This is a genomic window from Chryseobacterium sp. Marseille-Q8038 (assembly GCF_965111995.1).
Genome location: NZ_CBCOPN010000001.1, coordinates 2,622,191 through 2,638,163, shown reverse-complemented (window position 1 = coordinate 2,638,163; position 15,973 = coordinate 2,622,191). Strand labels below are relative to the sequence as shown.

The window sequence follows — 15,973 nt, the reverse complement described above, 5'->3', positions numbered from 1 at the left end:
TTATTTTTTAATTATTTTTTTAGTGAGCTCCTTTTCGCCTGTTTTATATTGAAGGAAATAAACACCACTCGTTAAATGCTGAAGTGAAATACGGTAGCCAGTCTCTGTCTTATTCAAACGATAAGGCATAATTTTTCCTGAGGCTTCTGTAAGTGAAATTACTTCAAATTTCTTTTTAGAAACAATGTCAATATGTTCCAGAGCCGGATTTGGATAAATTTGAATTCCGTTCTCCAGTAGTGTTTCTGTGGTATTTAATGTGCTTACAACTACCAGTTTCGTTTTGGTCGTAGTGGCTCCACACGCATCTGTTGTAAGTTTTACATTATAATTTCCGCCTGTAGTATAGGTGTGTGCCGGATTTTCCAGGGTAGAAGTCGTTCCGTCACCAAAATCCCATGAATAGTTGGCTGCATTCTGTGTGGTATTGGTAAATTGAACGGTTCCTGCTCCATTCATCTGATAGGTGAATCTGCTGTGAACATCATTGTTCGTTACATACCATTTACCAGGCTGATTATATACCTCTGTTTTAACAATATCTTTAATCAATTGAGCCTGTGCCGGACTAAGGTTCCCGTTAAAAGGAATCTGTGTGGGATCTTTTTTAAATATAATAGTGTAAAATGTATATGCTGCAGCCATAGAACCAATGTAACTCGGATGTGATTCGTCCTGATCATACAGTTCAATAGCCGGATTCTGTTCTCGGATCGTTCTCCAAACCTTACCTACAGGAGAGATAATCCCTTCATTATTCATTGCCATTTCCATGTAGCGTGCATAGATCAAATCATCCATTCCCTGATATGTACAGACAGATGGCCAGCCCGGGCAGATGGTTCCATCTCCATTTTTACGGCCCCAGGTCATGTAAAATATTACATTTCCACATGCATTTGCATTTTTAAAAAGATTTGAAAGTTGAAGAGCAAAAGGATATACCTCGTTTTGAACCTGAGAATAAGGAAATGATGGCAGCTGGCTTTGTTCCTGCAATACCACATAATCCCAGTTTCCCTGATTAATGTCCGAAGCAACATTGGGATTATTGGCATGGTTCTGTAGGGTAGCGCCTCCCGGAGTCTGGCTATGATGTTCCAGTACATCTCCGTTAGAAGCCGCAATACTTTGGATAAGCCCAGGCAGATTATTAACATACGTGTAGCTGTTTCCAATAAAGAAGACCCTTTTGGTGGTCTGGCTGAGGAGTAAAGAAAAAGTAATTAAAAATAAAAAAAGTAGAGTTTTTTTCATAAATTTCAGTTTAGATTATGGTTATAAATATAAATATTATTAAACAAAATTTAATTATATTATGAATTTGATTATTGAAAAGAATATATACTTAGAAAATAAAGAAACAAAAGGTTTTCTTGCTGATGTTTTTTATAAAGACACCACAGAAAAATTTCCCCTGATCATATTTGTTCACGGATATAAAGGGTATAAAGATTGGGGAGCCTGGAATCTGATGGCTGAAAAATTTGCAGAAGCAGGTTTTTTCTTCGTTAAGTTTAATTTTTCCCATAATGGAACTACGGTTGCTGATCCGCTAGACTTTGCAGATCTTGAAGCCTTTGGTCATAACAATTATTCTAAAGAGCTTTCTGACCTTGGTGTGGTCATTGATCATTTTAGTGGGAATCCTCATGTGGATGGGGAAAAGATTGTTTTGATAGGACATAGCAGAGGAGGAGGGATTTCTATTATTAAAACCTTTGAAGACGAGAGAATCAACGGATTGATTACATTGGCCAGTGTAGACACATTAGATCGTTTTCCAAAAGGAGAAGCTTTTGAGAACTGGAAAAATAATGGAGTATATTATGCGCTGAACGGCCGTACAAAACAGGAAATGCCTCATTATTATCAGTTTTATGAAGATTATGAGAACAATATTCATCGTTTTGATGTAGAGCGGGCTACAGAGATGGCTAAAGCTCATATGCTTATTATTCATGGAACAGACGATGAAGCGGTAGAGGTGAAACAGGCGGAACATCTTCATATTCTTCACCCGAATTCTGAACTGTTTCTGATTGAAAATGCCAACCATACTTTCGGAGCAAAAGAACCATGGTCAGAAAAAGATCTACCAAAGGATCTGCATACTGTAACCGAAAAATGTATTGATTTTATCAAGGAAAAATTGAAATAAAACAGATAAAACTCCGTTATTATAAATTAACCACCATATCAGTATAATTATGAAAAAAGTTATTGCGGGCGCATTCGCGCTTACATTGTGTGTCGTTTCCTGTAAAAAAGAAACTAAAACAGAATCTTCAACAAGCACAGATACTCTGGCTACAGTAATGCCTAAAGATTCCGTGTCCACTCCAAAAAGTGACTCTGTTGCACCACCACCACCTTCTGCTACGTCTGCTCGGATTATTACTAAAAATGTAGGGAAATACCCTCATGATATTAAATTTTTTGAAGATAAAAGTATTACAGAAAGACTGAAAAAGCTGGTAGGAGCTCAATATGATGAAATGGTAAAGAATTTCAATGTAGAAAGTCCTGTGGCTTCGGAAAATGGAATTTATAAACTGACAGGATGTAAGCAGCATGACTGTCCGGGATATGCTACAAGTATTTTTTACGATGCTAAAAATGATAATCTGAATGTTTCCATTGATAAAAATGGTAAGATAACTGACTTTGCTGAAAAAGGGAAAATTGTTGTTTCTGAAGCATTGAAAACGAAGTAATATAAGTTGGGAAGCTGGAAGATAGAAGCTGGAAGCCATTAACGGTGTTCCTTATCTATTGAAATCAAAATAGAACTGTTTTCCAAAAGATCATTAATTTGGAGAAAAGTTATTCAGAAGACTTTATGAACTTCCAGCCTCCCGCTTCTGACTTCCTGCATACAATAAAAAAGCGGCCTGAAATTTCAGGCCGCTTTTTTATTGCATAGTGAGTAAAACCCATGCTTCTTCAATTTTGCTGTCCAGAAGTAGTTTCTGAACCTCTATGTGAATGTTTTCATCAGCATGGAAGTTACCCGCAGGTAAAACCTCTGTGTTGGCAAGCATCCCAAGGTCGTTTCCTGTAAATACTTTGCTGTATTTGATAGAATCAGGTAAAAGATCAAAACCAATTCCTTTTGTGACCAAAGGTTTCGGTACTTCAAAAAGACTGTTTTCATTGCTTCTGGAATACCAGTTACTGCCTAAACGGGCTACCATATCCAGTTTTTTCTGATCCAGATTTCCTGCTTCATTCAGATATTCTTCTCTGATGTGGATTTTCTGAACTTCACAGATCACCAGATTTCCGGCACCACCCTGATCTCCCAATGGTTTTACCTCTAAAACTTTACATTCAAAGTTGACAGGACATTCTTCAATCAGTTTAGGCTGTACAAAATCTGCATCTTTCATGGTAAGTCCGGATTTGATAAATTCATTGACTCCGGTTTCATATTCTGTAGAAGCTAAAGATATCTGCTGTACAATTGGAAAATTCACTGTTCCAATGACTACTTCGGGTACTTCAAGAACATTTTCCAGTGTATGCTTTGTTGTATTGTCACGTACTCTCCTTGATGGTGAAAAGATCAGGATAGGTGGAACAGTACTGAACATATTAAAAAAACTGAACGGAGATAAGTTATTATTGCCGTCTTTATCTACAGTAGAAGCCAGTGCAATCGGACGTGGTGAAACGGCAGTCTGCATGATGGTCTGTAGTTGTACGGAGGTTATCTCGGAAGGGATTACTGTTTTCATATTTTTGCTTTTAACACTTAAGTTATTTTAGTTATTATGGTAGCGCCTTAATGAAGAGCACTTAAGTTTGAAAATCTACGATTTTCATTCTTTGGGAAGTTCTTTAAATAATTTAGAAGCAAAGGATTCACAGCCTTCGTGATAAAGATTGGTAACATTGAAATTAACTAAAATTGAGCGAGGCAGCTTTAATAGATTCATATAATTCATAGTTTGTGCTTTATGAATCTGATGAATTTCAGCAACTGATTTTATTTCTAAAACAATCAGATCTTCAATCAAAAAGTCGCATTTTAATTTGCAATCTATATAGCTTCCTTTATAGGAAAATGGTATTTCAAGTTCACTTTGGTATTTTAAACCTAATAATTTAAATTCTTTTTCCAGACATTGGTGATATAGACCTTCATATAGTCCAGGACCTGCTAATTTATGGACCTCAATGCAAGCTCCAACAATTTTATAAGACAGATCATTAATTATTTTTTGAGTAATCATAATGAAGGAAAGAACGAAAATCGTAGATTTTCAAAAAACTAAAGTGAACTTAATTTTATCATATTTATGTAACTTAAAAACTAAAGTGTTTAAATAGTTATTAAAGGGTTGGAATAATTTTACCGGAAACTTCTCCGAAACCTACTCTTACACCATCTTTTTCAGCCCATGCTTTCATGGTAACCGTATCATTGTCTTCGATGAATTTTCTTTCTTCTCCGTTGCTTAATGATAAAGGATTCTGTCCTCTCCATGTAAGCTCAAGCATAGATCCGAAAGATTTTGGATCACTTCCGGAAATAGTACCGCTGGCATATAGGTCTCCTACTTCTACATTACATCCGTTTACGGTGTGGTGTGCCAGTTGCTGGGTCATATTCCAGTACATGTGTTTGTAGTTGCTTTCGCAGATCAGGTTATGATCTCCTTTTTCGGGCTGGATATATACTTCAAGGTTGATATCGTAGTTTTTATCACCTTCGAATTGTAAATACTCCAATACTTCAGGATCCTGAGTTGGAGAAGCTGTTCTGAATGGCTCCAAAGCTTCAAGGGTAACTACCCATGGAGAAATAGATGAACCGAAGTTTTTGGCAAGGAATGGCCCTAGTGGAACATATTCCCATGATTGGATATCTCTTGCAGACCAGTCGTTGAAAACTACCATTCCGAAAATGGCATCTTCAGCATCTTTAGTAGAGATACTTTCTCCCATCTCTGTATTTCTGTTGAGGATAAAAGCCATTTCCAATTCAAAGTCAAGCTGTTTGCAAGGTCCGAAAAAGGGTTTCTCCACATCTGCAGGTTTCATCTGACCTTTCGGACGGTTGATCTCAGTTCCGGAAACTACGATAGAAGAGGCTCTTCCATGGTAACCAACTGGTAAATGTTTCCAGTTTGGCAATAGGGCATTTGCAGGATCACGGAACATTTTTCCTACGTTGGTAGCATGTTCAATGCTGCTGTAGAAATCGGTGTAGTTCGGGATGTGAACAGGCATCATCATTTTTACTTTATCAAGATCATAGAAAGCTTCTTCAATGGTTTTCTGATCTTTTGATAAAATAGACCCTTCCTGTAATAATGTTTGAATTTTGGTACGAACAGCATTGGTAACCGGTTTACCCAGCTCGATAAATTCATTGATGGTATACGCTTCAAAAACATTGTCGTCTAATCCTTCAATATCTTCAAAATAACCAAGATCGTACAACGTAGCAAGATCAATTACCTGATCTCCGATTCTTGTACAGCATCCGATATATTCTTTGTTAAAAACTGCGACTCCGAAAGGAATATTGTGTATAGAAAAATCCGAATTTGAGGAATAGTCTACAAATGATTTCATAAGTTTAGATTTTAGTTAGATTAAAGATTCTCCAGAGGAATTCCCCGGAACATTTATTTTGTCTTTTTTGAGTAAGATGCTTCATCAATCCATCTGTCTCTGGTATTGACATCGATGAGGTACAGAATATTATCCTGTTGTGTCAGCAATAAGGTTTTGGTGACAGGCATTGGGATTTTTTTATTTTCAAGCATATCTGCCCGTAAAGAAATAATATTTTTTTTTCTGATAATATCACCGGTGAAAACATTAGAGCTGCTTTCTCCTGTTGCTTTATCATCGAAAACTTCTACATAAGTGGCATTATTCCCTTTGATTATAATAAAGTCCCGTTCTGTATGATCGGCTTCATCTTTAATGAAAACAAACTTTTTGTTGTCAATATTTACATTTTCAAGATGCTGATTGATGCCTTTTCTTTGCTCAAGTCGATTAAGGATTTCATTCAGGGTTCCATACTGAGCTTGAAGTCCCAGTGTTCCCAGAAGGAAAGTTCCTATTAAAAGTTTTCTCATATAGTGTGTTTTATAAAAAAGTTTTGCCAGAATACTGTATCCTGACAAAACTTATATTTTTTAATGTAAAATTAAAGATTACCTCTTCTTTCCTGTTCTCTCTCTAATGCTTCGAACAAAGCTTTGAAGTTTCCGGCACCAAAACTCTGTGCACCGTGTCTTTCAATAATTTCGAAGAATAGAGTAGGACGGTCTTCTACAGGTTTTGTGAAAATCTGTAACAAGTATCCTTCTTCATCATGATCAATAAGTATACCTAAATCCTGAAGTTTTTTAAGATCTTCATCAATATGACCTACTCTTTCAGGAACCATATCGTAATAAGCCTCTGGTGGAGCAGAAAGGAATTCAACACCACGTTTTTTCAATTCCGTTACGGTGTGGATAATATCTTTCGTGGCTACAGCAATGTGCTGTACCCCTTCACCTTCATAGAAATCAAGATATTCTTCTACCTGAGATTTCTTTTTACCCTCTGCAGGTTCGTTGATAGGGAATTTTGCATATCCGTTTCCGTTTGACATTACTTTAGACATCAATGCAGAATATTCTGTGTTGATCTGCTTGTCATCAAAAGAAAGTATGTTTACAAACCCCATTACTTTTTCGTACCATTCTACAGTTGGGATCATTCTGTTCCAGTCAACATTTCCTACACAGTGGTCTACATATAATAAACCTGCTTCTTCAGGCTTATAATCACTTTCCCACTTTTCATATCCAGGCATGAAAGCTCCGTTGTAATTTTTTCTTTCCACAAACATGTGAACGGTTTCTCCATACGTGTAGATACCGGACATTCTTACCTCACCATGCTCATCAGTTAACGTTACAGGCTCTAAATAAGGTTTTCCTCCTCTTTTAGTTGTTTCTTCGAAAGCTGCATAAGCGTCATCTACCCAAAGTGCCAAAATTTTTACTCCGTCACCATGTTTTTTTACGTGCTCGCTGATAAGAGAGTCAGACTTTAATCCGGTAGTTAATACCAATCTGATTTTTCCCTGTTGAAGTACATAAGATGCGCGGTCTCTTACTCCTGTTTCAGGACCGGCATAAGCTACAGACTGAAAACCGAAAGCGGTTTTGTAATAATGGGCAGCCTGTTTTGCATTTCCTACATAAAACTCAATATAATCTGTACCGTTAATCGGTAAGAAATTTTCTGCTTGAGCTATTTTCTCGGCAAATGTAAGTGTTGACATATTTTCTCTTTTACTTTTATTTTATTGGTATGCAAATTACAAAATTCTTAGATATCGCGAAAATATTACCACGGATTCATTGAATATATTTAACATAACGTTAAAGAAGAGTTTACTTAAGTATATTTAAGTTTCTTAAGTTTAAAATAGGCTGACTACATTTGTTATACAAAAGACAAATGAAAAAAATATTTCGAAACATGAAAGCCGTAGATACTCTCTACGGCTTTCTTATTTTAGATAGTCTCAATTTTTCTGTTGAGCATTCCTGCATCGGGATTATAATTATCCCAGATTTTCCAGGTGTTATTTATTTTTTTATAAAATAGATTTGGGTACTCAGCTGATTCACAAAATGTTCCTCTCCTGTTTCTCCCACTTTGAAGAGAAGATTCCAGAATTCCTGGGATTCTAATATTTTTTTATCGGGCTCATCGGTAACAACATGTATGTCAAAAACTTCGTAGTTGGATCTGTTGTTTTTGGTAACCAGATGAAAATCTTTATCACACAGCTCTTTACTGAATTGTGAAGCTCTTTCCAAAAAAGGAGAATCATCAAATACCAGACCTTTTAAGAGTTCCGTATTATGGGTGGGAAACAGTTTGTAAAACTCAAAAGCTGCTGCACAGTAATCGTACACCATCTGGGTAAGATAGGACTGGTCGTCAGTTTCCTCATCGCCCTGTTTCTTGTATCTTATCGTAAGAATATAATCGTTAAGGTCTTTGTGCCCTAAAAAAATACATATTTTATCCAGTGTTTTCAGAAACCTGAGATCACTATGGGTTTTATCCTGGTAATCGTTTTCAAAAAAACGCTGAAGAGTAACATGGGAAATCGTATTTCCAATTTCAAATTTCTTTCCTCCTTTCAGTTCCTCTGCTTCAGAAAGCTCATCCTTAATAATTTCAGAAAGAATAATATAATGGCTTCTCTTCCATTCATTCACATTCCCCAAAACAGAATTCCTTACTTTGGAATGCTTTACCACTTCTTCTCGTATCGAATTATATATAGTTTTCAATTTCCTTGTTTTTGAAAGAGTTTTATCAAATATACTGCCAAATTATTAATGTTTTTTGATCATTATATGGTGATGAATTCAAAATTTATTTTTAAGTCCCCGGTTAAAAAACCGTTTTGAGGTCTTTTATGATTGATTGTCAATGTTTAAATCTTTCAAAAGCAGCTCTCTCCAGCATTTCTCTGTCATCCGGATGGGCTATACTGATGAGCTCCTGTGCTCGCTGGCGGAGATTTTTTCCATACAGGTAAGCTGTTCCGTATTCAGTAACGACATAGTGGATATGACCTCTGGTTGTTACTACACCAGCTCCCTGTTTAAGAAAAGGAACGATTCTGGAAATTCCTTTTTTCGTTCTTGCGGTAATGGCTATGATAGGTTTTCCATCGTCACTTAAAGCGGCTCCACGCATAAAGTCCATTTGACCTCCGATTCCGCTGTATTGCATGGTTCCGATAGAATCTGCACATACCTGTCCCGTAAGGTCTATTTCAATGGCGGAATTGATGGCTACCATTTTCTTGTTTCTCATGATATTGATAGGGAAATTGACTTCACTTACATCTCTGAACGCAAACACGGTATTGTCATCCACATAATCATAGAGTTTTCGGGTTCCGAAACAGAAACTTGTTATAGTTTTGTTATCGTTGTAGCCTTTGTACTTATTGTTGATTACATCATCCTGAATAAGGTCAATAACACCGTCACTCAGCATTTCTGTATGGATTCCCAGGTCTTTATGGTTGGTAAGACATTTCAAAACAGCATCTGGAATTGTACCAATACCCATTTGAAGGGTAGATCTGTCTTCAATCAGCTCAGCTACATTTTTTCCGACAAGCATTTCTTCAGGCCCTACTTTTGATCCATAGTCTACTGTTGGAAGTTCTTCTTCATGCCAAACGAGCTTGTGGATTCTGCTGATATGAAGCATTCCATCACCATGGGTTCTGGGCATTCTTGGATTGACAATGGCCACAATAATCTTGGCTGTATCCACGGCTGCTCTTGCAATATCCACGGAAGTTCCCAGTGTACAGAAACCATGTTTATCCGGTGGAGAAACTGTGACGATCGCTACATCCAGTGGTAAAATATTTTTTCTGAATAAAATAGGAATTTCACTTAGAAATACCGGCACAAAGTCTCCTCTGTCAGAATTCACAGCATCACGTACAGGCGTAGAAACAAATAAAGAATTGATGAAAAAGCTGTCTTTGTACTCTGGTTTTGCAATTTCCACATTTCCCTGCTGGGTAATAGAAACCATTTCCACATTTTGTAATCGTCCAGCCTGTCTTGCCAGTTCATCAATCAGATAATTGGGAGTACAAGCACTGCCGTGGAAAAATACACGGTTTCCACTTTTTATCGTATATATTGCCTCTTCTGCACTGATGTAATTATTCATATTTTATCTTTTTTAAAAGGGTGTTAAGAGTATTTTTCTGCCTCAAAAATACTTCTATTCTTTCAAAGATAATCTTTATAATAATACATTTTCAAATATTTTAAAGATATTGGAAAGACATTTATCATATAGGATGGATGGAACTAAACTAAAAAATAAAGAACCAAATGCATTGGCATTCAGTTCTTTTTGTTTATCATTTTATTGTAAGAATCTTACAAATATTTTAAGTGTATGATAATTATATTTTTATCATGTATTATAAACCATAAAGTCTTTTACATACGCATACCGTATGAGTCGAATTTTCCGGATTATAGCAAAAATCTTCAGGAAATGCTTCTACAAACTGATTCATAAGTTGAATACAAACGACACGTGTTGGATTATCTCCTCCTTTTACATTTTTCAGCTCGTTTCTCTTCATTTTTTTTAGATTTTTCATAAGTTATTATTGTTTTTAGTTTTTCCTACTCGTATAGCTTTTCGGAGTACGCTTTTAAAATCTTTTAAATTTAAAAATTAATTCCGAAATATATAATTTATTCCAAAAAATAATTATTTATTCAAAAAAAAACCGCCATTAAACTTAGATAAAGTAAATGACGGTCAATTATTTTAAAATTTTGCTTAAACCAAACTCAGGTTAATTGGCAGTTTCAAAAACTGTTTTCTGTTTCATACTTCCTGTTTCTGCAAACCGCAGATGCCAGCTGAATGCTTCTTGCAGTAAGTGTGGGGTATGACCTCCTTTTTCACAGGCTCTGTCAAAATAGGATTGTAGTTCTTCCTTATAATCCGAATGAACACAATTGTCGATGATTTTCTGTGCTCTTTCTCTTGGTGCCAGCCCTCTTAAGTCGGCCAAACCGACATCCGTTACCAGAATATCTACGTCATGTTCCGTATGGTCTGTATGAGAAACCATGGGAAGAACGTGAGAGATATTGTTACCTTTTGAAGCTGCCTGAGTCACAAAAATACTTAAATAAGCATTTCTTGCGAAGTCTCCGGAACCTCCAATTCCATTCATGATTTTCGTTCCTCCGATATGGGTAGAGTTTACGTTTCCATAGATATCGAATTCAATAGCAGTATTGATGGCTATTACTCCCAATCTTCGGATCAATCCCGGAGTATTGGAAATATTCTGAGGCCTTAGAACAAATTTGTCTTTATATTTTGAAAGATTTCCCAGCACTCTTTCATAACATTCCTGAGATACGGTAATGGATGATGCGGAGGCGAAACTCAGTTTACCGGAATCTATCAGATCAAATGTACTGTCCTGAAGTACTTCGGAAAACATCGTCAGATCATAAAAATTACTGTCTTTGAATCCTGTAAGAACCGCGTTGGCTACTTTACCGATACCTGCCTGAAGAGGAAGCAATCGGTCTGTAAGGCGTCCCAAAAGAACTTCATTTTCAAAGAAGGCAAGAAGGTGTTTGGCGATGGCTGTTGTCTTTTCATCCGGTTCTGCGATATCTGCCGGGCTGTCTTTACGATTGGTAAATACAATAGCCTCAATTTTTTCAGGATCTACAGGGATGCTTTTTCTCCCGATTTTGTTCCATGGGGCAACAATAGGAATAACATTTCTGTACGGATAATCTTCTGCCTGGTAGATATCATGGATACCATATACTTCTTCAGGAATCTCTGTATTGATTTCAATGATGACTTTCTTAGCCAAAGCTGCAAAAGTCACGGAATTACCTACAGAAGTGGTAGGAACAATGCTTCCATCTCTTTCAATATAGGCAGCTTCAATAATGGCTACATCAATGCTCTGAAGATTTTTGGTGTGGAGAAGCTCGGCACTTTCACTCAAATGCTGGTCGATGAAGAGAATCTCACCGCTGTTGATTTTGTTTCTTAAGACAGGATCTACCTGAAACGGCATTCTTTTCTTCAGAACATTGGCTTCTGCCAGCTTTCCGTCAGTACCGTGCCCTAGTGAAGCTCCGGTCATCAAAGTGACTTTAAGGTCTTCTGTTTTTCCTCTTTCTGCAAGTGCCGGCAAAATAGCCTTGCTGTCACCTGCTTTTGTAAAGCCGCTGGACCCAATGGTCATACCGTCTTTAATGATTTTTACAGCGTTTTCAGCTGTTGTTACCTTTTGGTGTAAACTTTCTAATCTGATTCTTTCTAACATGTAATATTGATTTTGTTTTAAACCACCATTACTTAGGATGCGTTATGAAAAATAATGATGGTTAAATATGTTAACCATACCTTACAAATTTACAAAAAAAGACGCTTTAAATAAAGGATTTAAAGCGTCTTTTGTATGTATTCAGTAATACTTTATTGATAATTTTTACTGTTTTATTCTAACCATGAAGTTTTATAAGAAGGATCTTCTACTTTTAAAGCTTCTTCAGTAATTTTTAAAGGACGGAAAGGGTCTACCATTACGGCATATTCTTCCGTGAATTTTTTACCGATACTTCTTTCCATAGCACCAGGGTGAGGTCCGTGTACAATTCCTCCCGGGTGAAGGGTGAAATCCATCAGATCAATATGGTTACGGCTCATGAAATCTCCTTCTGTATAGAACAATACCTCATCAGAATCAATATTGGAGTGGTTGTATGGTGCCGGAATTGCCTGTGGATGATAATCATACATTCTTGCGCAGAATGAACATACTACGAAATTATGTCCTTCAAAATTCTGGTGAACCGGTGGTGGTTGGTGAATTCTCCCGGTAATCGGTTCAAAGTTTTTAATATTGAATTTATAAGGATAAAAATAGCCGTCCCAGCCTACCACATCGAACGGGTGAGTAGCATAGATGAAGTCGGTAATCTGGTTTTCTTTTTTTACTTTAATTAAGAATTCTCCTTTTTCATCGATGGGTTCTTTATAAGTAGGAGCAATCATATCTCTTTCACAGAATGGAGAATGTTCCAATAGCTGCCCGAATTCATTTCTGTATCTTTTCGGAGTATAAATAGGAGAATGGCTTTCTAATACAAAAAAGACTGTATCATCAGACTTCAGCTCTACCTGATAAATGGTTCCTCTCGGAATAATAAGATAATCTCCGGTTACAAATTCAAGATCACCTACAAATGTTTTTAAAATCCCTGTACCGTTATGAACATACAAAAGCTCATCACACTCAGCATTTTTGTAGAAATAATCCATCGATTTTCTTGGCTTTGCCAATCCCATTTTCAGGTCGTTGTTCATCAAAAGGATCTTTCGGCTGTCCATGAAATCATTTTCAGGAGTGACGTTCATTCCCTTAAACATTCTCGGAGCAACATTTTTTTCCACAGCTATTTTGGGAGTAACATCTTTCGGTTCACCGATAGATTTAATCTGAGTGGGGCGGTGGATATGATATAACAGTGAAGAAATACCATGGAAGCCTTCTGTTCCGAAAAGCTGCTCATAGTAAAATTTATCTTCCGGAGACTTAAAGATCGTATGCCTTTTTGGTGGGATATTTCCCAATTGATGATATCTCATTTTACTTTGATATGTAGTTTCTCAAATTTAATCATTTTTCACGAATTGGCTCAACCTATATTTTTAGATTAAGTTTTGTATTTGAAAAATAATTGTTAGATTTGTCTAACAATTTTAATTTCATGAAGCGAATATTATTTTCTATTACTTTTTTATCAACCTATTGTTTTGCGCAGGAGACAGACAGCTTGAGTTTACAACAGACTAAAAATCTGGATTCTGCAAAAGTTATGAAGAGGGAATTTAAGACAAGTAACATTGAGGATGTAGTGGTTACCGGAACTATAAAACCAATGAGCAGGTCTAAAAGTCCTGTTGCCGTAGAGATCTACAGTCAGAAATTTTTCCAGAAAAATCCTACTCCCAGCATTTTTGAGGCGATTGCGATGGTAAACGGTGTAAAACCTCAGCTGAACTGTTCCGTGTGTAATACGGGAGATATTCACATTAACGGATTGGAAGGTCCTTATACCATGATTCTGATTGACGGAATGCCCATTGTAAGTTCACTATCTACAGTGTATGGCCTGAGTGGGATTCCCAATAGTCTGGTAGACAGGATTGAAGTAGTGAAAGGGCCAGCTTCATCAATTTATGGCTCTGAAGCCATGGGAGGAGTGATCAATATTATCACCAAAAATGCTTTGACTGCTCCTAAATTAAGTGTGGACCTGATGACATCGAGCTGGTTTGAAAATAATCTGGATCTTTCTACCAAGTTTAATGTCGGGAAGAATGCCGCTTCATTATTAAGTTTAAATTATTTCAGTTTTCAGGAAAGAATAGATCAGAATAAAGATAATTTCACGGATGCCACTTTACAAAGCAGAATTTCTGTATTCAACAAGTGGAACTTTAAGAGAAAAGAAAACAGACAGGCAAGTTTTGCTTTGAGGTATCTGTATGAAGACCGTTTTGGGGGAGAAATGCAATGGAATAAATCTTTCCGTGGAAGTGATGAAGTATATGGAGAAAGTATTTACACCAACAGGGCAGAAGTTTTTGGTTTGTATGAATGGCCAATGAAAGAGCATATCGTGACTCAGTTTTCTTATAATTATCATGATCAGAACTCTTTTTATGGATCAAATCCTTTCAATGCAACACAAAAGGTAGCTTTTGTACAGACCTATTGGGACAGAAGCTTCGGAAAGCATGATATCACTGCCGGGCTTACTTTCAAAAGAACTTTTTACGATGATAACACTCCGGGAACTTTAGCTTCAGACGGAATTACCAATGCTCCGATGAAATCTCCAATCTGGGGAGCTTTTATCCAGGATCAGTGGGAAATCAATGATAAAAATACTTTGTTGATTGGCTACAGATACGATTACGATAAAGTACATCATTCTGTACATTCACCAAGGTTTGCATGGAAATTCAATCCTAATCCATATCATACTTTACGTTTTAATTTTGGAACAGGATTCAGAGTGGTAAATTTATTTACGGAAGATCACGCAGCCTTAACAGGTTCAAGAGAAGTTGTGGTAAAATCTGACCTGAAACCGGAAAGATCTGTTAACGGAAACCTGAACTATATCTGGAAAATCCCTGTCGGTAACCGAATGGTGAATCTTGATGCGTCTGCGTTTTATACCTATTTCAGTAATAAAATTGTAGGAGATTTTGATTCCGATCCTAATAAAATTATTTATGATAACCTTCATGGATATGGAATTTCAAGAGGAGCTTCCCTGAATGTGGATTTTAGTTTTCAGTTTCCTCTGAGTGTTAATCTGGGAGTGACTTACCTGGATGTCTATCAGAAATTTGATAATGAGAATCAAAAAACACAACAGCTGCATGCTCCAAAGTGGAGTGGAACGTATAACCTGACGTATAAGTTTCCAAGTAATCTGACTATAGATTTTACAGGACAGTTTTACGGCCCTATGAGGCTTCCGGTCCTGGTGAATGACTACCGCCCTGAATATTCACCATTGTATTCTTTGGCCAATATTCAGGTGTCCAAGAGTTTCAAATCCGGATTTGAAGTGTATTGCGGGATGAAAAATTTATTCAATTTCAGGCCTAAAGATCCTTTGATGAGACCATTTGACCCATTTGATAAGCATGTTGATGATCCTATCAACAATCCTAATCATTATACTTTTGATACGGCATACGGCTATGCTCCGATGCAAGGGATCAGAGGTTTTCTGGGAGTAAAATATACTTTAAAATGAAAAAATTAGCTTTATTTTTAATGTTAGTGCCCTGTTTTTATCTGTCTCAGATGAAGACAGGCACTTTTTCTGATCTTGAGGTTCAGCAGAAAGAAAATCCTAAACCGGTTGTAATCCATCTTTATACGGACTGGTGTTCGGTTTGTAAAATTGAGTCCTTCCGTTTAAGTAAAGATAAAGAGTTGGTTAATATGATCAATGACCATTTTTATTTCGTCAATTTTGAAGCGGAGAAGACAAAGGAGAAAATCCACTTTCAGAATCAGGAGTTTGAATATCTGCAAAATGGAAATTCTGGAATTCATGAATTGGCACTGGCGTTGTCAAAGAATAAAAACCAGCCTGTTTATCCTTTGTGGGTATTTTTGGATAAGCATCAGAACTTAGTGTATTATCAGGAAGGGCAGATGACGCCTGAAAAAATGAAGCAGAAACTGTTGGAGATTTCTGCTTTGTAAGTGGGAGATTTTGTTGGAAAACGCAAAGGCGCAAAGTTTTTTTCTTTTATTATGTTTTAAGACGCGAGGATTTTATCTGCGATAAAATTGTATATT

The 15,973-nt window shown here is 36.7% G+C and carries 15 protein-coding genes; 4 read left to right on the top strand and 11 right to left on the bottom strand.

The features are described from left to right. Positions 1–1,257 carry a PKD domain-containing protein gene (locus ACWPWS_RS12220; protein ID WP_454046674.1) on the bottom strand — a complete coding sequence of 419 codons (1,257 nt, stop codon included), beginning with the start codon at positions 1,255–1,257 and terminating at the stop codon, positions 1–3. A gap of 61 nt (positions 1,258–1,318) precedes the next feature. Here ACWPWS_RS12220 and ACWPWS_RS12215 point away from each other — a divergent pair, with 61 nt between their 5' ends. Both ACWPWS_RS12215 and ACWPWS_RS12210 read left to right on the top strand, forming a co-directional pair. Beyond that, the gene (locus tag ACWPWS_RS12215; protein WP_454046673.1) at positions 1,319–2,161 is read left to right on the top strand and encodes an alpha/beta hydrolase family protein; all 843 of its coding nucleotides are present in this window, start codon (positions 1,319–1,321) and stop codon (positions 2,159–2,161) included. Between the two features lie 49 nt (positions 2,162–2,210). Continuing rightward, positions 2,211–2,717: a hypothetical protein gene (locus ACWPWS_RS12210; RefSeq protein ID WP_454046672.1), complete on the top strand. Its 507-nt coding sequence runs from the start codon at positions 2,211–2,213 to the stop codon at positions 2,715–2,717. A gap of 198 nt (positions 2,718–2,915) precedes the next feature. On the opposite strand, the gene ACWPWS_RS12205 is transcribed toward ACWPWS_RS12210, so the two are convergent. The 10 genes from ACWPWS_RS12205 to ACWPWS_RS12160 all read right to left on the bottom strand — a co-directional run bounded on the left by ACWPWS_RS12205 (position 2,916) and on the right by ACWPWS_RS12160 (position 13,227). Continuing rightward, on the bottom strand, positions 2,916–3,740 hold the full coding sequence (locus ACWPWS_RS12205; RefSeq protein ID WP_454046671.1) for a flavin reductase family protein: 825 nt from the start codon (positions 3,738–3,740) through the stop codon (positions 2,916–2,918). Between the two features lie 84 nt (positions 3,741–3,824). Further along, entirely contained in the window at positions 3,825–4,238 is a 414-nt protein-coding gene (locus ACWPWS_RS12200) for a GxxExxY protein (protein ID WP_309513380.1), read from the bottom strand. A gap of 100 nt (positions 4,239–4,338) precedes the next feature. Then, positions 4,339–5,586, bottom strand: coding sequence for a fumarylacetoacetase (gene fahA / locus ACWPWS_RS12195; RefSeq protein ID WP_454046670.1), 1,248 nt, complete (start codon positions 5,584–5,586; stop codon positions 4,339–4,341). 53 nt (positions 5,587–5,639) lie between these two features. Then, complete coding sequence (locus ACWPWS_RS12190; RefSeq protein ID WP_454046669.1) at positions 5,640–6,101, bottom strand: hypothetical protein; 462 nt, start codon at positions 6,099–6,101, stop codon at positions 5,640–5,642. 71 nt (positions 6,102–6,172) lie between these two features. Next, a complete protein-coding gene (gene hppD / locus ACWPWS_RS12185; protein ID WP_105684476.1) occupies positions 6,173–7,303 on the bottom strand; it encodes a 4-hydroxyphenylpyruvate dioxygenase in 1,131 nt (376 codons plus the stop codon). A 310-nt stretch (positions 7,304–7,613) separates the two neighbouring features. Beyond that, positions 7,614–8,330 carry a hypothetical protein gene (locus tag ACWPWS_RS12180; protein ID WP_454046668.1) on the bottom strand — a complete coding sequence of 239 codons (717 nt, stop codon included), beginning with the start codon at positions 8,328–8,330 and terminating at the stop codon, positions 7,614–7,616. Positions 8,331–8,469: 139 nt separating this feature from the next. Further along, positions 8,470–9,744, bottom strand: a complete 1,275-nt coding sequence (locus ACWPWS_RS12175; RefSeq protein WP_309513382.1) for an acetyl-CoA hydrolase/transferase family protein — start codon at positions 9,742–9,744, stop codon at positions 8,470–8,472. Between the two features lie 259 nt (positions 9,745–10,003). Continuing rightward, positions 10,004–10,189, bottom strand: coding sequence for a bacteriocin-like protein (locus ACWPWS_RS12170; protein WP_454046667.1), 186 nt, complete (start codon positions 10,187–10,189; stop codon positions 10,004–10,006). A 201-nt stretch (positions 10,190–10,390) separates the two neighbouring features. Further along, entirely contained in the window at positions 10,391–11,902 is a 1,512-nt protein-coding gene (locus tag ACWPWS_RS12165) for a succinate CoA transferase (RefSeq protein ID WP_454046666.1), read from the bottom strand. Between the two features lie 173 nt (positions 11,903–12,075). Further along, positions 12,076–13,227, bottom strand: a complete 1,152-nt coding sequence (locus ACWPWS_RS12160; RefSeq protein ID WP_454046665.1) for a homogentisate 1,2-dioxygenase — start codon at positions 13,225–13,227, stop codon at positions 12,076–12,078. Positions 13,228–13,349: 122 nt separating this feature from the next. Between ACWPWS_RS12160 and ACWPWS_RS12155 the strand changes: the two genes are divergently transcribed. Beyond that, positions 13,350–15,419 carry a TonB-dependent receptor plug domain-containing protein gene (locus ACWPWS_RS12155; protein ID WP_454046664.1) on the top strand — a complete coding sequence of 690 codons (2,070 nt, stop codon included), beginning with the start codon at positions 13,350–13,352 and terminating at the stop codon, positions 15,417–15,419. Further along, entirely contained in the window at positions 15,416–15,877 is a 462-nt protein-coding gene (locus tag ACWPWS_RS12150; protein WP_309513385.1) for a thioredoxin family protein, read from the top strand. Before ACWPWS_RS12155 ends, ACWPWS_RS12150 begins: the two co-directional genes overlap by 4 nt. The last annotated feature ends 96 nt before the right edge of the window (positions 15,878–15,973 follow it).